Genomic DNA, 18,328 nt, shown 5'->3' with positions numbered 1-18,328 from the left:
CTCTCGAGTCGGCATCGAGAACCGACGGCGTTACTGGGCCCCAGCCCACCCACTCGAGTATGACTGCGCTCGCGATCGTCGAGAGCCGGGCCGACCGCGCGTCGGTCCACATCTGCGACCAGCTCCGCGACCTCGCCGACTGGGCGGCCGTCGACGACGACACACGGCCCGCAGCCGACGGCGGCGGCACGTACTACCGAACCGACGGCGTCGAGTTGCGCTCGTTCGACGAGTTCCACCTCGATCTCGAGTACCCGGTCGATGCCTTCGACTGCGACCCGGATCTGCTCGTGTTCGCCTCGCGTCACTCGGGCGACACGGGGCCACTCCTGACGGGCCATTTTACGGGCAACTTCGGCCCGGCCGAGTTCGGGGGTGAAGCCGACGCCGTCGCCGAGGCCTGTCCGAACGCCCTCGCACGGCTCCTCGAGGCCTTTGACGAGTACGCTCCCGAGCGCTACGACGTCGGGATGGAGTGTACCCACCACGGCCCTACCGACGTCGGCTGTCCGTCGCTTTTTGCGGAACTCGGCAGCGGCGACGAGCAGTGGGACGACCCTGACGGCGCTGCGGCCGTCGCCCGCGCGATTCTCGAGCTCCGTAACGTCTCTCCCCACCGCGATACCCAGATCGTCGGCTTCGGCGGCAACCACTACGCCCCCCGGTTTACCCGCGTCGTCCGCGAGACGCCGTGGGCCGTCGGCCACATCGCCGCCGACTGGGCGCTCGAGGCAATGGGCCATCCCGACACGCATCGTAACGTTCTCGAGGCGGCGTTCGACGCGAGTGAGGCCGAGATGGCCGTCATCGACGGCGAGTGGCCGGTGCTCGAGGACACGCTCGAGGCCCTGGGTGTTCGGATCGTCAGCGAGACCTGGCTGCGAGAGAGTGGCGATCGATCACTCGCCCTCATCGACGCGGTCGAGACAGCCCTCGGGGCCGTCGACGACGGTGTCCGCTTTGGCGACCGTCGCGCCGAGTCGGTTGCCGTCGTCGATCTCCCGACCGAACTGGTCGACGCTGCAAACGGGTTCGATCCGGCAGCAGTGCGAAGGGCCGTCGAGGCGAACTCCGTCGCCTTCACGACCGACAACGGCGGGAGTCGGGTCGGGTCGCGGGTCGCGGTCCCCGACCCCCCGGAGTCGGCGGACTCGACGGACTCGACGGACACCGAACCCGCCAGGGCAGCGATCATCGAGGCGCTGGCGGGCGTGCTCGAGGAGAAGTACGAGACGGTCACGCTCTGTGACGACGCCGTCGTCGCCGAGCGGACGAGTTTCGATCCGGCACTCGCTCGCACGCTCGGCGTTCCCGAGGGGCCGAAGTTCGGCGCACTCGCAAACGGCGACGCCGTCACGGTCGACGGGAAAACAATCAGTCCCGAGACAGTTCGAAGCCAGCAGACGGATCAGTTTCCGATCTAGCGGCTCCGATACAACGGGGAAATCACAGCATACGACTCCCATATCGGGGGCCGTTGAGTGTTCTGTCTGGAGAGACGTTCTTCGTCCCGTGTCAGACAGGTGTCTGACGTGTAGGGGAAAGGTAATTATGCTCCATCGTTTAGAGTTGGCCAAGAATGGACTCCATCATCGACGACGCCATCGACGAGGCCGAAGACGGGGAGCCGGCGATGGCCTCCGAAGACGCCCACTCACAGGACGGGCAGTCGCCGACCGGAGACGAACCGGACAGCCAGCGGACGGGGACGATGACCGACGACCAACTCGAGGACGTCCTCAAAGACCTCCAGACGGACATTACGGTCGTCGGCTGTGGCGGTGCCGGCGGCAACACCGTCAACCGCATGCACGAGGAGGGGATTCACGGTGCAAAGCTCGTCGCCGCCAACACCGACGTCCAGCACTTAGTCGAGATCGAAGCCGACACGAAGATCCTGATGGGCGAAGAGAAAACCGGCGGCCGTGGGGCCGGCTCGCTCCCACAGGTCGGCGAGGAAGCCGCCCTCGAGAGCCAACAGGACATCTACGACGCCATCGACGGCTCCGACATGGTCTTCGTCACCGCCGGACTCGGCGGCGGAACCGGAACCGGCTCCGCGCCAGTCGTCGCCAAAGCCGCCCGCGAGGCGGGCGCGTTGACGATTTCGATCGTCACGACGCCGTTTACGGCAGAAGGTGAGGTCCGCCGAACCAACGCCGAAGCCGGCCTCGAGCGCCTGCGTGACGTCTCTGACACCGTGATCGTCGTCCCCAACGACCGCCTGCTGGATTCGGTGGGCAAACTGCCCGTCCGACAGGCGTTCAAAGTCTCCGATGAGGTGCTCATGCGCTCGGTCAAAGGAATCACCGAACTCATTACGAAACCCGGCCTCGTCAACCTGGACTTCGCCGACGTTCGCACCGTCATGGAACGCGGCGGCGTCGCAATGATCGGCCTCGGTGAATCCGACTCCGAAGCCAAAGCCCAGGACTCGGTCAAGACCGCGCTTCGCTCGCCGCTACTCGACGTCGACATCTCCGGCGCGAGCTCCGCGCTCGTCAACGTCACCGGTGGCAACGACATGGCGATCGAGGAAGCCGAAGGCGTCGTCGAGGAGATCTACGACCGGATCGACCCCGACGCCCGCATCATCTGGGGGACCTCGATCGACGAGAGCCTCGAGGGCAGCATGCGGACGATGATCGTCGTCACGGGCGTCGAATCACCACAGATCTACGGCCAGCCCGACGGCGAGGCCGTCCAGCCCGAAGCGCCAGCGCAGGGCGACGATATCGACTTCGTCGACTAATCGTTAGTTCGGCTCCAAACGATTGCGGAACCACGTGGCTCGTGCGGAGTCCATCTTTTCACCATCTATTACCCGCGTGCGTCGGCTGTTCTGCTGGTGGATGACGGAGACACGGATATCAAGAACGGTGTTCGCAATGATGTCCCAGAGACCGGAGACGTATCAGGAGTGAGGCCTGAGAAGGGGGTATGGACGCAGACAACCGAACCAGCGACTCGAGCGATCCGGTCTCCGGACAGACGATTCGCCATGGGACTGGGGTGACGGCGACCCGTGCGTTTCCGACAAACGCGTATCCGTCGAGTCTCGACCCGTTCGTCCTGTTCGAGCGGTTTTTCATCGAGCCGGACACGGGGTTCCCAACTCACCCCCACCGCGGCTTCGAGATCGTTTCGTACATGCTCGAGGGCGGGATGGAACACGAGGATTCGCTCGGGGTATCCAACACCGCATCTGTGGGCGACGTCATGCGGATCACGACTGGTGGTGGTATCGAACACTCGGAGTTTCCGGCCGACAATGTGGCCTGTAACGGGCTGCAGCTCTGGGTCAACCTGCCACGCGATAAGAAGGAGATCGACCCCAACTACGTCGATGCGGCTGCTGACGAGTTGCCGACAGCGACGGACGACGGGGCAACCGTCACGACCGTCGTCGGTGATGGCTCGCCAATCGCTCTCGAGACATCGATGGAGTACCTCGACGTCCGCGTGAGCGAGTCGTGGACGTGGTCACGTCCTGAGTCGTGGGCGGGCTTTTGCTACGGCGTCGCCGGGTCGGGAACCGTCGACGGCAACGCCTTCGGCGAGGGCGACGTGCTCCCGGTCACCGGCGATCGGTCCGTCGAGATCCGAAGCGAGGACGGCCTCCGCCTCGTCGCCGTGTCGGGCCAGCCACACGGCGAGCCGATCCGCCAGCGCGGGCCGTTCGTGCTGTAACGACCACGTCTCAAACAGTCGATGTGGGGCCTGCAGTCCGCACGTCAGTCGTCAGCGGGCGTTTCCGCACTCGAATCGCCAGTGAGATCGCCCTCGATACTCGGTGGGTATTTGCCACGATCGAGTTTCAGATCGGACTGCGGCCGTGCCATACAGGTGAGTGCATAGTTCTCGGCCTCTTCTTCCGTCAGCCCACGAGCTGCAGGCTGGGTGACCTCGCCCTCGAGAATCTCGGCCGAACAGGCCAGACACATCCCGACGCGGCAGGAGTACTCCTGGGCGATCCCCGCCTCGAGACACCGACTGAGAATCGTCTCTTTGTCCGAACAGGTAATCGTCTCACCCGTCCCGACGAACTCGATCGTGTACTCGGTCATACAGCCAGCTACGAACGACCCTACTAAAACTCTTTATTCACCGTTTGTCGTCGTCGACACAACGAGACTCGAGCAGTGTGACCTGTTCGGGAGGGTGCACTCGTCTCGAGCGGTGCGGACGGCTGTGAACTGGCCGTCGGCGTCCGATTGTGTCCTTGTCACGGCCACAAAGAACACATAAAACGTTTTCTTCCCGTGGTGACCATCTTGTTGGTATGAGTACGCAGGAGCAGTCGGATACCACCACCACGTCCGACCACCAGTCACCGGACGTGGTTGTCGTCGGTGCCGGGACTGCCGGTTGTTATGCCGCAGCGACCGTTGCACACGCCGGCTACGACGCCGTCATCCTCGAGCGCAAGACCGCCGACGAAGCGGGCCACATCGCCTGTGGGGACGCACTAAAAGGGGCCGATTCCTTCCCCGAGGCGATCCCCAAATCGAAACTCGAGCCCGCGTTTACCAATACGGGCGTCGACCACGGGCGCTTCGAGATCCCACAGGAGGACACCGTCCTCGAGATTCCCGTCCCCGGCGAGCTGGCGGTCATCGACCGCTGGGAGTACGGCCGCCGCATCATCGACGGGGCCGAAGACGCCGGCGTCGACTTCCATTACGATACGGTCGTCAAAAACGTCACACAGGCCGACGACGGCCGCGTGACGGGCGTCGAAGCGATTCGGAAGGGCGAGCCGCGCACGTACGAGGCCGACATCGTCATCGACGCCGCGGGCTCGTTGTCGATCCTGCAGGACAACGTCGACTTCTCCGAGTCAACGTTCGATACGAACGTCAACTATCGACACTTCTGTTCGGCCTACCGCGAGATCGTCCACGTCGATGAACCCGTCGAGTGGGACGACGCCCTCGTCTTCAAACCGACCGAACGCGCGGCGGGCTACCTCTGGTATTTCCCGCGCACCGACACCGAGATCAACGCCGGCCTGGGCTTCCAGATGACCGAAGAGCCGATGAAACTCGTCGACGACCTCAAACGCGACCTCGAGACCCGGCCAGAGTTCGAGGGGGCCGAAGTCGAGGATAAACTCGGCGCTGCTCTCCCAACCCGGCGGCCCTACGACTCCGCGGTCCATCCCGGCTACATGGCCGTCGGCGACGCCGCGGGCCACGTCAACCCGACGACCGGCGGCGGGATCGCCGGGGCTGCCTACGGCGGCAAATACGCTGCTGATCAGGCGATCGAAGCCCTCGAGACGGGCGACTACAGCGAGGATACGTTCTGGAAGTACAACGAGCGCGTGATGGATCACTTCGGGGCCCGCTACGCCGCCCTGGACGTCTACAACATCCTCTCGACGGCCGTCGACGTCGACGATCTGATGGGGCTACTGGCCGCGATGCCCGGCGACAAACTCGCCGAGGCGCTGTACTCGGGCAGCACCGACATCGGAATGAAACTCAAACTCGAGGCCCTGATCAAAAGCCGCGGTCACTGGGGAACGATCTGGAACCTCTACCAGACCAAGCGCTGCGCTGACGACCTGCTTGCCCACTACGAGCAGTATCCGACCAGTCCCGAGGGACTCGCGAGCTGGCAGGAGCGCCGTGACGAACTGATGGAGGACGTCTACGAGACAACCGGGGCCGACCCGAAGTACTAGACTCGAGAACTGCACGACTCGAGGCGTCGTTTACCGCCGACCGACAGTATCATCCACTGATCGTTTGCGAAACATCTCGGAAAGTCGACTGTTTTCCGCATCCATCGATTGCCGCTCTCGCCGGCCGACACTCGAACAAAATAGTGTCCGATACTCAACACAACAACTCGAGATACAGACGTTAACAGTGTCATGATATAAAAACAAACTGGCCAAAAACCTACTCTGTTAGGGGCTCTGGCTATTCATGTTGGTCTGTTACACTATTCCGATGGTACAACAACACACACGCCGACGCGCACTGTCACTGATCGGAGCCACCGGGGCTATCGGCCTCGCCGGCTGTCTGGGCGGCGACGACAACGGTGACGACGGGATGGACGACGGCAATGGCATGGACGACGACGGAACGGACGATGAAATGACCGACGGCGGGATGGACGATGCCGGCGTTCGTGTCGCTCACCTCTCGCCCGACGCGCCGAACGTCGACGTCTACGTCGACGGCGACGTCGTCCTCGAGGACGTTCCCTATCGCGCGGTCAGCGACTACCTCGAGCTCGCACCCGAGACGTACGGGGTCATGATCACGGCCGCCGGCGATCCCGATACGGTCGTCTTCGACGATGACGTCGAGGTCGGTGACGGCGACTACACGATCGCCGCACTCGGCGAACTCGCGGAGGAGAACCAGCCGTTTGCACCCGCAGTACTCGAGGACGACCTGAGCGATCCCGGTGAGGACGCCCGTATCAGACTCGTCCACGCGTCGCCGGATGCCCCCGCGGTGGACGTCACGGCCGGCGATGGCGAGACGGTGCTGTTCGAGGGTGCTGCCTTCGGCGACGCCGCAGCAGTCGAGGTCCCCCCTGACATGTACACCCTCGAGGTTCGACCCGCGACCGAAGACAACGACGGCGACGTCGTCGCAACATTCGACGTCGAACCGATGGCCGGCACCGTCTACTCGGCCTTTGCTGTCGGCTACTTAGAGCCCGAGGCCGCACCGGCAAACGAGGCCTTCGATCTCGAGGTCGTGGTCGATGCTGAACACCACGACGGCGCTGCTGACGATCACGACGACGAGCAGGACGCTGCCGACGACGATGACGGCGGATACTGATCGACAGGCTGCCTCGAGCTATCGGCTGCCAGTCGACGACACCTAACTCGCTTTTTCTGGAACTCCTGTCCCGAAGCGCCGCCGCTCAGACGCGTCTGCGCCCGATCCGTTCGATCGTTCCGGCGAGGACGTCGATTCCGTGCGCGATACTTGACTCGTCAACGTCGAACGTCGGCGTGTGGTGGCCACCGGGGTGGTCCGTACCGATACCGACGTAACACGCGGTGCCGCCGTTCTCCTGGACTGCCTGCATCAGGAACGTTGCGTCCTCGCTGCCGCCGAGTTCGTCTCGCTCGAGCACCCGTTCGACGCCCTCGGTTTGCCCCGCGACGTCGGCGACGATGTCGACGAGTTCCTGATCGCTCGTCGCACTTGGGGCCTCCGCGCCGATCGAAAATTCGACCGTGCATTCGTGCATCTCGGCGGCGCTGCGGACCACGTGGCGCGCCTTGCTGTGCATGTACTCCATCAGCTCGGTCGTCTCGCCGCGAACTTCGGCGAGGATACGCGCTTCTTCCGGAATGACGTTAGCAGCAGTGCCGCCCTCGACGACGCCCGCGTTGACCCGCGTTTTCCCGTCGTTGTGGCGCGGAATGCCGTACAGGTTCTGGACGGCCGTCGCCATCGCCTGCACGGCGTTTCGCCCCTGTTCGGGATGGCCGCCGGCGTGGGACGACTGGCCGGTGAACTCGGCCTCGAGGTGGCGAACGGCGAGAAAGCCGTCGATACCGGCGACGATCTCGCCGGTCGGGTGGTCGAGGCCGATGTGGAGTGCGAGCAGGTGGTCGACGTCTTTGATGTGGTCGCTTTTGGCCATCGACTTCCCGCCGCCGACGACCTCCTCGGCGGGCTGAAAAAAGACCTTCAGCGTCCCCGAAAACTCGCCACTCTCGGCGATCCGCTCGAGGACGCCGACACCGATCGTCGCGTGGGCGTCGTGGCCGCAGGCGTGCATCGCCCCTTCGTACTCGGATCGGAACCCCTCTGCAGCGGGTTCGTGGGCCGCGTCGTCGGACTCCTCGACCGGCAGCCCGTCGATGTCGACTCGGAGCCCGACGGTGGGTCCTTCGCCGCGCTCGAGGACGGCGACGAGACCCGTATACCCACCTTCCAGCGACTCGAGGATCGCCTCGTCGACGTTGGCATCGCTGGCGCGGTCGTACCAGCGGGCCAGTTCGGCCTCGTCGGGGACGGCCATCCGGTGGTCGCCCGCGATGGCATCCGGGCCGACGTGGAGTTCGTCGAGGTCGAGTCGCGACTCGAGTTCCGTGGCGAGTCGTGCGGTGGTATAAAACTCACACCAAGCGGGTTCGGGTCTGCGATGGAGGTCCCGACGCAGCGAGGTGCGGTCCGATTCGGTGAGTGCCATACGCATCCGTTAGACGACAGAACCTATAGTTGCCACTGAAACGCAGTGTCCGGTCGAGTACACAGCAGCCGCGCGCTCTCCGCTTACTCTTGCTGTGCGGTCCCGGGCTCCTCCCGCGCAATGGGGGCCTCGAGGTCTTCGAGCGCCCACGTGACAACCCGTGCCTGCACGAGCTCTCGGTCGGATGGTGGATACTCGGTGTTTCCCGCAAGAATCTGCTGGCTGTCGGTCCAGAATCGTTCTTCGATTGGCTGGTGGTCAGGCACGTCTTTCGTTCGGTTGGTGAACGCCTCGAAGTCCTCTCGAAGATCGAAGGAGGCACGAGCGGCGTTACACCGAGGCAACGGCGTCATTCCGGTCTCGAGGACGAGTTCACAGACCGTCTCCCAGTCTCGGTCACAAAAGTACAGCGACACTTCACCGATGACGTCCTGCCAGGCGATAGCTTCGCCGTGTTTCAGTTGTTGAATCGCTCGCGGTGGCAGGTCAATTCGGTGGTCGATATCGCCGATTTCACAGAGACAACAGGGCTTCTCGGTCTTGCCCGTGTACATTGTCCGTCTATTTGACTCGAGCGAATAAAAGCAACCAGCCAACGTGGGCGGGTATGGTCTGGGACGGGCCGTTAGTTGCCGCGGCCGACGCCGCGGATATGCTCGACTTCGGCCTCGATATGGACCGAATCGGGAAAGTTCTGTCCGGCGATGTTGCGCGCGAGGTTGTCGTGGCCGTGAATCTCGAGTTCACGGGTGAAGACGGTGTACTCCCACGAGGCAAACTGCCGGTCGTCGTCGGTGTGAAGCCGACACCGCTGGGGAACCGAGAACTTCTCCGGGGGATGGGAGTGGGGGCCTTTCAGTGCAGCGCCTTTGCGTTCGGCGGTGGCTTTGATGTCCTCGACGATCCCATCGAGTGCGGCTCGATCGCCGCTCTGGAGCGTGAGACGGGTAACGAAGGTCATAGTTGTGCTGTCCATTTGTCAACGGCCGGTGCGTAAAAACTTGCTGAGATACGCCCAGGTCACTCATCGGATGGTGAACGAATTCGGACCCGACAGGGGGCGATCCGTCGACATCGAGCCAGCAAATAGTATATATTCTGGACGAACAGTCCGATATTCTCTTAACGTCGCACCTATTAAATCAGCCAATGGCAGTCGAAGCTACGAGCGCAGGCGCGATCCTCTTCCGCGATACGCGGGGCCGGCGCGAGTATCTTCTACTCAAGAGCCGCCCAGGCGATTGGGAGTTTCCCAAGGGCGGTGTCGAAGGAGATGAAGAACTACAGCAGACGGCGATCCGCGAAATAAAGGAAGAGGCAGGTATCGAGCAGTTCCGGCTTCTCGACGGCTTTCGTGAGGACTACAGCTACGTCTTCGAGGCGAACGGCAAGACGATCCACAAGACCGTTCACCTCTTTATTGCGAAATCGTTCGAGGCCAGTGCGGAACTATCAAACGAACACCGGGATCTCCAGTGGCGCGATTACGAGCAGGCGGTCAACACCGTCACACAAGACGGCCCACGCGAGATCTTAGAACAGGGTCACCGGTTCCTCGACGACCTCGAGGAGGACGAGGAGTAGGCCCGATCACAGCCGGTCAGTCCTCGAGACCGCCGGCGAGTGACAGCTAGACCTGTTCGAGGACGTCTCGAGCGGCGTCTGCGACACGAGTCGCACACTCCCGGATCAATCGAGCAGTGCTTTTGACATCGTCGTGTCAAGGGACGATGTGGACCGCACTCAGACCGAGTTCGCGTTCGAACTCCGGTGTTGTCGCTGGGCCGAACGCACCTGGCCACCGGCCGAGTCGACCAGTGACGATCACGCGGTCATCGTCGCCCGCCAACTCGGGACGAAACGCCGCCGCTGGGACACGATCATCCTCGAGTGCGACCCCGATGCCCTCCGCGAGCGGGCGAAATTCGGCCTCGAGCGACTCGACAGCGATCTCTTACACGTCATCCGAAACGCACCCACGGAGTGGACCTACTACCGCGACTGTCTCCCCAACCCCGGCTATCCGTGGCGCTACGTCCGCGAGACGATTCACCGCGCCAGCGACCGGGACATCCTCGAGACCCGTAAGTCGGGCAACCGCATCCAGATCCGCCGGAAGTGGCCCTATCCCGACTGGCTCGAGCGAACCGTCGTCATCGAGAACAAACCCGACCTCGACGCCAGCGCGGCCCGCGTGCTGGGCGCACAACTCGAGTACGACGTCGCGATGGGGCTGGCCGATGAGGCCTGGGTCGCCACTCGAACGACGGGCGACACCGTCGAACCCGCGCTGTTCGAGGATCTACCGGTCGAAGCGGGGATTCTGACGCTCGCGCCAGAGACTCTGACCGCGACAGTCGAGTGGTATCCCCGGACGCTCGCGGTCGACGACCCCGGCACGCGAATCCTCGAGCGACCCGGCGGCGGCGAGCGGGACGACTCGGCAGCGCGCTTCGAGTACGTCGATCCCGCGACGAAGGCCGAAACACGGCTCGCGATCGCCGAACGCGCCTATGAACGTGGCTGGCGCTCGTTCGTCGAGACCATGCGCCCCGACTGTCGGCACTTCGAGTTGCGCGCTCGAGACGGCACGCAACTCCGACCACACTGTGCGGCGAAAGGACGGTGTCAGACGGCTGTTGAGTGTTCTGGGAACTGTCCCGAGTTCGAACCGGAGCCGCCAGGCTGGCGGACACGGGGCTGGCCGATCGAGGGGGGTCCGGGAACGCGCTGTCGACGATTGCTCGAGGATCGGCGGCGGCGACGGCGGCCGGGGCTGTGACTCGCTTGACGTACAGTAGTCCGTCTCAATCGGAGACCGCGACCTCGAGGTCTTCGCGGTCGACGGCCAGTCGGAACGTGGGAACGGTCCGGTACTCGACGGCGACGACATCCTTGCGACGAAGACTCTGGAGGCCCGAGCGAACGGCTTCGGCCTCTGGGTCAACGTCGAACTCGTCGCGGAGCTTGTGCAGGACCGAGACGACGCTCTCGGACTCCTCGTCGGGGCCGGCAAGCACCGCGACGATCTGTGACTGGAGTTCCGGGACGCGGATTCTGGACGGCGGCCCATCGGTTTCGGGATCGCTCTCGATACCGGGTTCGACGTCGACGAGGTCGGCTGCCTCGCTCGTCGCCCGAATCAGGCTGTTGTCGTCACGAAAGTAGTAATCGCCGAGTTCGGTCTCGAGATACTGGTGGACCTCGCTGCCGCTTTCCATCCCCCACCGGTCCTGTAGCTCCGAGTTCTTCGTCGGCTGTAGCTCCACGACGTCTGCTAACCGTTCTGTGGCCTCCTCCGAGAGCGTCATTGTCGAAGCGTATGCGGATCCGATACTTTTGCGTTGCGTCCCATCGGTTTTCGACCGGTGGGCTGCTTTCGACAGCAGCGCCGTATCAGTCGTCCGGATCGACGGTCGCGCGGTGTCACTCGCGAGTCAATCGTCGCCGACGACCGGGATCGGGCGCGTCGTCTCGAGCGTCTCCTCGATCTGTGTGTAGACGAGAATCGTCCCGGCGGCGGCAAGCGTGGCTCCGAAGACGAACGGGACCTCGAAACCGTAGCCGACCAGCGCGCCCGACGAGAGCGGACCGATGGCGATCCCGAAGCCGAAGGCCATCGTGAGCACTGACAGCTTCGAACCGGATTCGCCCTCGCCCGCGAGGTCGCCAGCGAGGGCAAGCCCCGGTGCGAAGACCATCGCACCCGCGATTCCCTGCAGCAGCCGAGCAACGAACATCAGCTCCGAGGTCGTAATGAACCCCTGGACGAGCGTCGTCGGGATCAACAAGAGCATGCCGCCGACGATGAACGGACGCCGTCCGTACCGATCACACGCCCGTCCGATCGGCGTCTGGAGGATCACCTGGGCGAGAATAAAGGCCGCAAACTGAAGCCCGAACCAGGTCGAGCCCTGCTCGAGGCGGGCGTTGACCTGCGGCTGGATCGTCGCGAACAGCGCGATTGCCGTCGCCATAAACAGTGAGGCGACGCCGAGCGTGAAGATCGGGCCGAGCAGGTTCGGCCCGGACTGATCCCGGATCGGAATCGAGAGATTCGCACCGGCGTTGGCTCGCGTCGCGTCGGGGTCCGTGATGAGGACGGTCACCAGCAGATAGCTGATCACGGCGGTAATCGCGGCGATCGCGAACGCGGCGTCGAAGCCGTTGATCGTCGGCCCGATGGGCAGCGTGTACGGGCCGAGGTTGACGACGGCACCGGCGACGACCGGCCCGGCACCGAAGCCAACCAGGCGAAACGTGTTGTAGACGCCCATGTTGCCGCCGCGATCCTGCGTCGTCGCGAGTTCGTTGACCAGCGCGATCGACGCTGGGACGATAAACGCGACGCTCACGCCTTGCAGGCCGCGAATAACGACGAGCGAGAGATACGTCTCCGCGAAGACGTACGCCACGTTCGTTACCGCGAGGCCGGCAAGCCCGATCAAGACGAACGGCTTTCGCCTGCCGACACGGTCGGAGAGTCGGCCGGTGAACGGCTGAAAACTGCTGTTGAGAAACCCGAACAGCGAGAGGATGACCCCGATGATCATCGCCTCCTCGAGGCCGAGTGTCCGCCCGCCGACGGTACCGCTTGCCACGTACAGCGGGATGACGATGATCAGAAACGAGTTGCCGATCCCGTCGGCCATCCGGGCAAACGCTAGCGCGAGCACTCGCTGATCGACGGCAAACTGCGCGAGAATCCGCCGAACGAGCGTCCGCATGGGGAAGAGGTGTGTCGCCCGAGCGGATTATTGTTTCGAACTGACGAATCACAACGCGATACCGAAGCGTCTCTCGAGGGCACTCGAACAACAAAAACGGAAGAACAAGCGGCGACGAGACGGGGTCAGTTGATCGTTGTGTGCTCGGATTCCTCGTTGAGCGCGAGGTTCGCGGCGATCTCGGCGTTTCGCATCGCGTACTGGGCCGTCTGCTGGAGACTGACGAGCACTTCTCGAACCCGAAGGAGGTCCTCGTTGGACATCTCCGGCAGTTCAGCGAGGATCTCTTTCTCGCGGTCGGAGATCTCGTGGAAGAGTTCTCGAACCCGGTTCGATTTGTCGTAATCGCGTTCGACGGCCGCCTCAACCGCGAGGGAGGTGATCTCGTCGACCTGTTCGTTCAGCTCACGGATGTCACGCATTACCGAGCTGTCGACATTCAGGCTGTGGCCCTCGGTCTCGATGACGATTTCAGCGATGTCCTCGGCGTTGTCTGCCGTCAACTCGAGGTTTTTCGCGATTGAGCGGTAGCCGATCAGCGGGAAGCCGCTGTTGAGACCGACCGCACGCGCGAGGTTCGGGTTCTGGTAGGCCGTAAAGATCAGGCGCAACAGGAGCACGAAGATCTTGTTCGCCTGCCGCTCGCGGTTCAGGGCGCGCTGGGCCAGATCGGGGTTGCCGTGAGCCAGCGCCTTGATCCCTTCACCACGCATCGTCTGTCCCGTTCGCTCGAGGCGCTCTAAGAGGTTGTCGAGCGTGAAGTCCTCCGGATCAACCGAGCAGCGAATCGAGATGCTCTCGGGGGTCTCTTCGATGACGCCCAGTCCCATCAGTTGCGTTTCGGCCTGATAGACCGCGTTGATGTGGTCGGACTCGAGTGCGCCGTCTTCGGTGTCGATGCGGATGACACGCCGGCCCAGCACGTACTGGGCGACGATCGCCCGTTCGACGGCGTTGGCGTCTAAATCGTCGGCGTGGATGATCGCTTCCGTCTCCTCGGTGTTGGCCGATTCCGGCATGACGGTCAGCGTCCCCTTGCCGCTGGTCCGCAGGGAGACTTCGTCACCTTTCTCGACACCGTGTTCGGACGCCCATTCTGCAGGGAGGGTCATCGCAAGCGTCGATGGACCCAATCGTTGCACTTTCCGCGTTTCCATGCGACACCCTAAGCGAGAGTTGACCTTAATCTTGACTATATGGTCATTACATGGCCGACAAATAGTTATATGGTTGATTGTGAAGGCCGCGAGTGCAGTATACCTTATACAACATTGACGAGGCGGGTCGTAAACCGCCCCGTTCGGACCTGTTGCCAACCTCGAAGGCTTTCGTCGATCGCTGCGTCGTCGGTATCGACGCGCAGGGCATCGATCCCGTCGAGTTTCTCCCCGGAGGCGACGACCTCGATCTCGTCGGCTCGCTCGATCACGGCGGGCGAGAGCTGGTGGTTTCCCCGCCCGAAAATAAAGCCTTGCCCACCGATCGGCGAGACGACGATCGTCACCGGCTCCGCGAGGACCTCGAGGATCTCGCTTTCGGACGCGTCGCGAGCGAGCACCGTCCCGTCACGCCAGACGTCGACGCCGAGCGGGGAGGGATCGATCCCCAGTTCGGTCTCGATCGCTCCGACGGTGCTTCCGGGACCGAAGACGTAGGTTCGATCCGGATCGATCTCACGAGCAAACCCCGATGCCAGTGAGTCGACGCTGCCGCTCGAGACCTGTTTGCCCGACTGGACGTCCGGCGCGACGGGAACCGGGACGACGGCCTTGAGTTCCGCTCGGACCTCCCCGTCGCGGTAGGCATCCTCGTCGATATCGTTGACCTCGCGGGACGTGACGCGGTCGAACTCGGCGATGATCCGGCCGGCGTCGGCGGGTGTCACGGCAAAGACCGACGAGTAGATCTTAACACCGGCTGGGACGCCGAGCATCGGTGTTCCGCTGTCGTCTCGGGAGAAATCTGTCTCACTCCCGGAATCGGTCGTGGCTCTCTCGGCGTCGCGTTCGATGACCTCCGCGACGTCGACGGCGGTGCCGTCACCGCCGACGAAACAGACCAGATCGACGTCGCGCTCGAGAAAGGCCCGAACGGCCGCGCGCGTATCGGCTGCGGTCGTTTCTGCGGGCGGCTCCGTCCCATCGTCCGCCGTCGGCTCGTAGACGACGATCGGCTCGTAGCCAGCATCACGGGCCGCGTCCTCGCCCAGCACGCCCGCTGCCGTATACACCGTTAGCTCGGGTGCGCGTCGGTGTACCGCCGCGAGTGCCTCACGTGCCCGGTCGGGTGCGCGCGGCTCGGCCCCCAGTTCGCGTGCTTCCTCGAGTTTGCCATCAGTTCCTTTCAATCCGACCCGACCGCCCATCCCCGCGATCGGGTTGACGACGACACCGAGAGACTCCATAGCCGACGTAGGCAGAGCCGATCCAAAAGCCGTGTGGTGTTTTCGGCGCTGCGACCGACTCGACGAACGCCCGACGTTTCTGAAAGATTAAGAGGGATGGGAACTGATCGCAGCATATGAACGAACTCGCGTTCGCCGTGCTCGAATCGGATCCAGAACTCCCGATGGCACTGACCGGCTGGGGGACCCTTGCCCTTGGCCTCCTCGTGACGATCGTCTGGCTCGCGTATCTGTATCGATAATCGACCCGCTATCGGTCGCCACTCGGCTGTTCGACCCGCTCGCGGAGCCACGCTTCGGCTTCCGAGACGGTTTCTTCGTCCGTTCCCTCGAGTGCGAGCCGAACCGACTCGCCCGGGTAGCTCCCGACAGTGATCTCGAACCGTTCGCGGACTGTTGCAACCCGATCGAGCAGCGCGCTTTCCGGCTCGTCGGCAACGACGACCGCACGATAGGTCTGGGTCCCCGAGAACTCGTCGGCGACCGATTCGAACATCGCTCGCATCTCCGAGGGAACACCGGGAAGGACGTAGACGCCCTCGAGGACCGCCCCCGGTGCGACACCGGTCTCATTGTGAAGTGGCCGTGCCCCGGCCGGCAGGTCGGCTGTCCCCGCCGTCAGATCGGCTCGTGAGTAGCCGTCCGCCTCGAGCCAGGCGAGCGCGTCCGCGTGTTCCTCGAGCGAGCGCCCCAGCGCGGCGGCGACGCCCTCCATCGTGACGTCATCGTGGGTCGGGCCGAGCCCACCGGTGACGATCACGGCGTCGTACTCGGCACGATACTCGTTGACGACGCGCGCGATATCGCCGATCCGGTCGGGAACGGTAGTTACGCGCTCGACGGAGACCCCGCGCTCGGTCAGCCGTTCGGAGAGCCACGTGGCGTTGGTATTCGTCGTTTGGCCGGCAAGCAGTTCGTCGCCGACGGTGACGATTGCGACGTTCATAGCTGTCATTTGGTGTGCGGCGTAAAACGAGTGTCGAGACTCGAGACCGGAGTCATCCGCCGAGGCCGTCCGCGGCTCGCCAGTGCCGCCCCTTCTCACTACCCCAGCACACCCCTGTCAGTAAAGATATCTAATATGAATCCGGTCGGCAGAATTGTTGGTTCACTATCACAACTACAGACGGCCCAGTATACGTCGGGGGTCTTTATAGACCGCTGCTCGATGTAATTTTACTAACCACAAGATTCAATTCTGATAATTCAGTATAGGGTGAATAATGTCTCAGAGTCGGACAAAACGAACCGAGGCGGAGTCGACTGCAATTCTCTCGGCGCTCGGGAGCAAGTACAGCGCGGAGATCCTGTGTGCGGCTGGCACCCCAAAATCGGCCCAAGCGTTGAGCGACGATATCGAGATCCCGATCGCGACCTGCTATCGCCGCATTCAGGATCTCGTCGAAGCCGGGCTGTTGACCTGTGAGGGGCGACAGCTCTCCGAGGAAGGGCGACGAACGAACATCTACCGGCGAACGCTCGACGAGATCGAGATCGACTTTACCAACGATCGACCGCAGTTCTCGCGCAAACGCCGGACGGAGGCCAAAAACCGGCTTCGAGACCAACTCGAGGACTGAATGTCCGTCTCCGAGGGCAGTTACAGTCGAGACGTCGGTTTCGATCCGAGGCGGTTGTACCCGTCGTTCCGCGGATCGGTTTTTCTGTGGCCGAGCAGTGACAGCGTCAGTCGGTCACGCTTAAGTAATCTCACGGGAATACCCGAGTATGACTGAACGAGCGGACCACGCCGATCGACCGGTAACGGTCGCTGCCGATGTCGACGGCGAGCCGGTCATCGGGACCGAACGCGTCCTCCACGTCGGCCGGGATCGGCCGATCAGGATCAGTACCGGCCATCGGCTCCTCCATCACGACGGCAAGTGTTCGCGGCCACACGGACACAACTACGAGATTTCTGTCCGTGTAACCGGTGAACTGACCGAGGAGGGATGGATCGCCGACAAGGGCGATATTACCACAGTAATCGACGAGTGGGATCATATGTTCTTACTCGAGGCCGGCGATCCCCTGATCGACGCCTTCGAAGCCGCGGGTGACGACGATGCGCTCGTCGTCCTCGAACAGCCCCCGACGGCGGAAGTGATGAGTGTGTTGCTCGAGCGAAAACTCGAGGCAGCGCTGCCCGACACCGTTTCCCACGTCGCCGTCCAGGTCAACGAGACAAGCGAACTCTGCGGTGGCGGCCAGTTCTGAGATGCCGGTTTCCGACTCGGTCGATCGGGAAGACGTGGCCGGGGACGACCAGCCAGCCGACGGCCTCCCGATCAACGAACTGTTCTACTCGCTGCAAGGGGAGGGAACGCTCGCCGGCGTCCCCTCCGTCTTCGTCCGCACGAGCGGCTGTAACCTCCGCTGTTGGTTCTGTGACTCCTATCACACCTCCTGGGAACCCACCCACGCCTGGCTGGACGTCGAGGAGATCCTCACGGAAGTCGAGCAATACGAGAACGCGGACCACGTCGTCCTCACCGGCGGCGAGCCGTTGCTCCACGAGACGAGCGTCGCCCTCCTCGAGGCATTAGACGATCGCGGCTACCACACCACCGTCGAGACCAACGGGACGATCTACCGCGACGCGCCGATCGATCTCGCCTCGGTCAGCCCGAAACTCGAGAGCAGCACGCCCACGCCCGAGCGCGACCCCAAAGGCGACGGCGAATGGGCAGCCCGCCACGAGCGCGACCGGATCGACCTCGAGGCGCTGGCCCGCCTGATCGAGGACTCCGACTTCCAACTCAAGTTCGTCGTCACTGACGAGAGCGACATGCCCGAGATCCTCGCGCTGCTCGAGGACCTTCGCGAGGTCGCTGCCGTCCCGATTCGGGACGACGACGTCCTCCTGATGCCCGAAGGGGCGACGCGGGAGCGACTCGAGGAGACCCGCGCCGACGTCGCACAGCTCGCCATGGACCACGGCTTTCGATACACGCCCCGCTTGCACGTCGACCTCTGGAACGACGCGCCCGAAACCTGATGTTCGAGACTGATTGCC

20 protein-coding genes are annotated in these 18,328 nt (G+C 63.4%); 11 read left to right on the top strand and 9 right to left on the bottom strand.

Annotated elements, in window-relative coordinates:
• Positions 1-59: 59 nt before the first annotated feature.
• The 3 genes from BW940_RS13050 (at position 60) to BW940_RS13040 (ending at position 3,690) form a co-directional block, all read left to right on the top strand.
• Positions 60-1,424 carry a D-aminoacyl-tRNA deacylase gene (locus tag BW940_RS13050; protein ID WP_076609656.1) on the top strand — a complete coding sequence of 455 codons (1,365 nt, stop codon included), beginning with the start codon at positions 60-62 and terminating at the stop codon, positions 1,422-1,424.
• Positions 1,425-1,579: 155 nt separating this feature from the next.
• Positions 1,580-2,752 (top strand): cell division protein FtsZ, encoded by a 1,173-nt coding sequence (gene ftsZ / locus BW940_RS13045; protein ID WP_076609655.1) that lies wholly within the window; start codon positions 1,580-1,582, stop codon positions 2,750-2,752.
• 188 nt (positions 2,753-2,940) lie between these two features.
• Complete coding sequence (locus BW940_RS13040) at positions 2,941-3,690, top strand: pirin family protein (protein ID WP_076609654.1); 750 nt, start codon at positions 2,941-2,943, stop codon at positions 3,688-3,690.
• 44 nt (positions 3,691-3,734) lie between these two features.
• Here the strand turns inward: BW940_RS13040 and BW940_RS13035 are convergent, their stop codons facing one another.
• Positions 3,735-4,067: a 2Fe-2S iron-sulfur cluster-binding protein gene (locus BW940_RS13035; protein ID WP_076609653.1), complete on the bottom strand. Its 333-nt coding sequence runs from the start codon at positions 4,065-4,067 to the stop codon at positions 3,735-3,737.
• 215 nt (positions 4,068-4,282) lie between these two features.
• Between BW940_RS13035 and BW940_RS13030 the strand changes: the two genes are divergently transcribed.
• Positions 4,283-5,689 (top strand): geranylgeranyl reductase family protein, encoded by a 1,407-nt coding sequence (locus tag BW940_RS13030; protein ID WP_076609652.1) that lies wholly within the window; start codon positions 4,283-4,285, stop codon positions 5,687-5,689.
• 271 nt (positions 5,690-5,960) lie between these two features.
• Positions 5,961-6,812, top strand: coding sequence for a DUF4397 domain-containing protein (locus BW940_RS13025; protein WP_076609651.1), 852 nt, complete (start codon positions 5,961-5,963; stop codon positions 6,810-6,812).
• Between the two features lie 85 nt (positions 6,813-6,897).
• Here the strand turns inward: BW940_RS13025 and BW940_RS13020 are convergent, their stop codons facing one another.
• From BW940_RS13020 to BW940_RS13010, 3 genes are all read right to left on the bottom strand, one after another.
• A complete protein-coding gene (locus BW940_RS13020; protein WP_076609650.1) occupies positions 6,898-8,181 on the bottom strand; it encodes an amidohydrolase in 1,284 nt (427 codons plus the stop codon).
• Positions 8,182-8,264: 83 nt separating this feature from the next.
• Entirely contained in the window at positions 8,265-8,735 is a 471-nt protein-coding gene (locus BW940_RS13015) for a hypothetical protein (protein WP_076609649.1), read from the bottom strand.
• A 71-nt stretch (positions 8,736-8,806) separates the two neighbouring features.
• The gene (locus BW940_RS13010; RefSeq protein ID WP_076609648.1) at positions 8,807-9,142 is read right to left on the bottom strand and encodes an uS10/mL48 family ribosomal protein; all 336 of its coding nucleotides are present in this window, start codon (positions 9,140-9,142) and stop codon (positions 8,807-8,809) included.
• 188 nt (positions 9,143-9,330) lie between these two features.
• On the opposite strand from BW940_RS13010, the gene BW940_RS13005 reads away from it, so the two are divergent.
• Positions 9,331-9,765, top strand: a complete 435-nt coding sequence (locus tag BW940_RS13005; RefSeq protein WP_076609647.1) for a bis(5'-nucleosyl)-tetraphosphatase — start codon at positions 9,331-9,333, stop codon at positions 9,763-9,765.
• A gap of 148 nt (positions 9,766-9,913) precedes the next feature.
• A complete protein-coding gene (locus BW940_RS13000; protein ID WP_076609646.1) occupies positions 9,914-10,963 on the top strand; it encodes a DUF5787 family protein in 1,050 nt (349 codons plus the stop codon).
• Positions 10,964-10,988: 25 nt separating this feature from the next.
• Here BW940_RS13000 and BW940_RS12995 read toward each other — a convergent pair whose 3' ends face one another.
• The 4 genes from BW940_RS12995 to BW940_RS12980 all read right to left on the bottom strand — a co-directional run bounded on the left by BW940_RS12995 (position 10,989) and on the right by BW940_RS12980 (position 15,312).
• Positions 10,989-11,492 carry a DUF5797 family protein gene (locus BW940_RS12995; protein WP_076609645.1) on the bottom strand — a complete coding sequence of 168 codons (504 nt, stop codon included), beginning with the start codon at positions 11,490-11,492 and terminating at the stop codon, positions 10,989-10,991.
• Between the two features lie 126 nt (positions 11,493-11,618).
• Entirely contained in the window at positions 11,619-12,908 is a 1,290-nt protein-coding gene (locus BW940_RS12990; protein ID WP_076609644.1) for an MFS transporter, read from the bottom strand.
• A gap of 125 nt (positions 12,909-13,033) precedes the next feature.
• The gene (locus BW940_RS12985) at positions 13,034-14,065 is read right to left on the bottom strand and encodes a phosphate uptake regulator PhoU (protein ID WP_076609643.1); all 1,032 of its coding nucleotides are present in this window, start codon (positions 14,063-14,065) and stop codon (positions 13,034-13,036) included.
• 104 nt (positions 14,066-14,169) lie between these two features.
• Entirely contained in the window at positions 14,170-15,312 is a 1,143-nt protein-coding gene (locus BW940_RS12980) for an ATP-NAD kinase family protein (protein WP_076609642.1), read from the bottom strand.
• A 116-nt stretch (positions 15,313-15,428) separates the two neighbouring features.
• Between BW940_RS12980 and BW940_RS22365 the strand changes: the two genes are divergently transcribed.
• Positions 15,429-15,554: a hypothetical protein gene (locus tag BW940_RS22365; protein ID WP_268875546.1), complete on the top strand. Its 126-nt coding sequence runs from the start codon at positions 15,429-15,431 to the stop codon at positions 15,552-15,554.
• Positions 15,555-15,562: 8 nt separating this feature from the next.
• Here the strand turns inward: BW940_RS22365 and BW940_RS12975 are convergent, their stop codons facing one another.
• Positions 15,563-16,258, bottom strand: coding sequence for a competence/damage-inducible protein A (locus BW940_RS12975; RefSeq protein ID WP_076609641.1), 696 nt, complete (start codon positions 16,256-16,258; stop codon positions 15,563-15,565).
• A gap of 277 nt (positions 16,259-16,535) precedes the next feature.
• On the opposite strand from BW940_RS12975, the gene BW940_RS12970 reads away from it, so the two are divergent.
• From BW940_RS12970 to BW940_RS12960, 3 genes are all read left to right on the top strand, one after another.
• Positions 16,536-16,892 (top strand): winged helix-turn-helix domain-containing protein, encoded by a 357-nt coding sequence (locus BW940_RS12970; protein ID WP_076609640.1) that lies wholly within the window; start codon positions 16,536-16,538, stop codon positions 16,890-16,892.
• Positions 16,893-17,040: 148 nt separating this feature from the next.
• On the top strand, positions 17,041-17,529 hold the full coding sequence (locus BW940_RS12965; protein WP_076609639.1) for a 6-pyruvoyl trahydropterin synthase family protein: 489 nt from the start codon (positions 17,041-17,043) through the stop codon (positions 17,527-17,529).
• 1 nt (position 17,530) lies between these two features.
• Complete coding sequence (locus tag BW940_RS12960; RefSeq protein WP_076609638.1) at positions 17,531-18,310, top strand: 7-carboxy-7-deazaguanine synthase QueE; 780 nt, start codon at positions 17,531-17,533, stop codon at positions 18,308-18,310.
• The last annotated feature ends 18 nt before the right edge of the window (positions 18,311-18,328 follow it).

Source organism: Natronorubrum thiooxidans, from assembly GCF_900156475.1.
Taxonomy (GTDB): Archaea; Halobacteriota; Halobacteria; order Halobacteriales; family Natrialbaceae; genus Natronorubrum; species Natronorubrum thiooxidans.
This window is presented reverse-complemented; position numbering and strand designations above follow the sequence as displayed.

What these genes read in the sequence shown, in the direction of transcription:
- BW940_RS12965 (WP_076609639.1), top strand. Translation starts at nt 17,041, where the DNA reads ATGACTGAACGAGCGGACCACGCCGATCGACCGGTAACGGTCGCTGCC.
- BW940_RS13035 (WP_076609653.1), bottom strand. Translation starts at nt 4,067, where the DNA reads ATGACCGAGTACACGATCGAGTTCGTCGGGACGGGTGAGACGATTACC.
- BW940_RS12995 (WP_076609645.1), bottom strand. Translation starts at nt 11,492, where the DNA reads ATGACGCTCTCGGAGGAGGCCACAGAACGGTTAGCAGACGTCGTGGAG.
- BW940_RS13015 (WP_076609649.1), bottom strand. Translation starts at nt 8,735, where the DNA reads ATGTACACGGGCAAGACCGAGAAGCCCTGTTGTCTCTGTGAAATCGGC.
- BW940_RS13030 (WP_076609652.1), top strand. Translation starts at nt 4,283, where the DNA reads ATGAGTACGCAGGAGCAGTCGGATACCACCACCACGTCCGACCACCAG.
- BW940_RS13020 (WP_076609650.1), bottom strand. Translation starts at nt 8,181, where the DNA reads ATGGCACTCACCGAATCGGACCGCACCTCGCTGCGTCGGGACCTCCAT.
- BW940_RS12980 (WP_076609642.1), bottom strand. Translation starts at nt 15,312, where the DNA reads ATGGAGTCTCTCGGTGTCGTCGTCAACCCGATCGCGGGGATGGGCGGT.
- BW940_RS12975 (WP_076609641.1), bottom strand. Translation starts at nt 16,258, where the DNA reads ATGAACGTCGCAATCGTCACCGTCGGCGACGAACTGCTTGCCGGCCAA.
- BW940_RS12990 (WP_076609644.1), bottom strand. Translation starts at nt 12,908, where the DNA reads ATGCGGACGCTCGTTCGGCGGATTCTCGCGCAGTTTGCCGTCGATCAG.
- BW940_RS13025 (WP_076609651.1), top strand. Translation starts at nt 5,961, where the DNA reads ATGGTACAACAACACACACGCCGACGCGCACTGTCACTGATCGGAGCC.
- BW940_RS13005 (WP_076609647.1), top strand. Translation starts at nt 9,331, where the DNA reads ATGGCAGTCGAAGCTACGAGCGCAGGCGCGATCCTCTTCCGCGATACG.
- BW940_RS13010 (WP_076609648.1), bottom strand. Translation starts at nt 9,142, where the DNA reads ATGACCTTCGTTACCCGTCTCACGCTCCAGAGCGGCGATCGAGCCGCA.
- BW940_RS12970 (WP_076609640.1), top strand. Translation starts at nt 16,536, where the DNA reads ATGTCTCAGAGTCGGACAAAACGAACCGAGGCGGAGTCGACTGCAATT.
- ftsZ (WP_076609655.1), top strand. Translation starts at nt 1,580, where the DNA reads ATGGACTCCATCATCGACGACGCCATCGACGAGGCCGAAGACGGGGAG.
- BW940_RS12960 (WP_076609638.1), top strand. Translation starts at nt 17,531, where the DNA reads ATGCCGGTTTCCGACTCGGTCGATCGGGAAGACGTGGCCGGGGACGAC.
- BW940_RS22365 (WP_268875546.1), top strand. Translation starts at nt 15,429, where the DNA reads ATGAACGAACTCGCGTTCGCCGTGCTCGAATCGGATCCAGAACTCCCG.
- BW940_RS13050 (WP_076609656.1), top strand. Translation starts at nt 60, where the DNA reads ATGACTGCGCTCGCGATCGTCGAGAGCCGGGCCGACCGCGCGTCGGTC.
- BW940_RS13040 (WP_076609654.1), top strand. Translation starts at nt 2,941, where the DNA reads ATGGACGCAGACAACCGAACCAGCGACTCGAGCGATCCGGTCTCCGGA.
- BW940_RS12985 (WP_076609643.1), bottom strand. Translation starts at nt 14,065, where the DNA reads ATGGAAACGCGGAAAGTGCAACGATTGGGTCCATCGACGCTTGCGATG.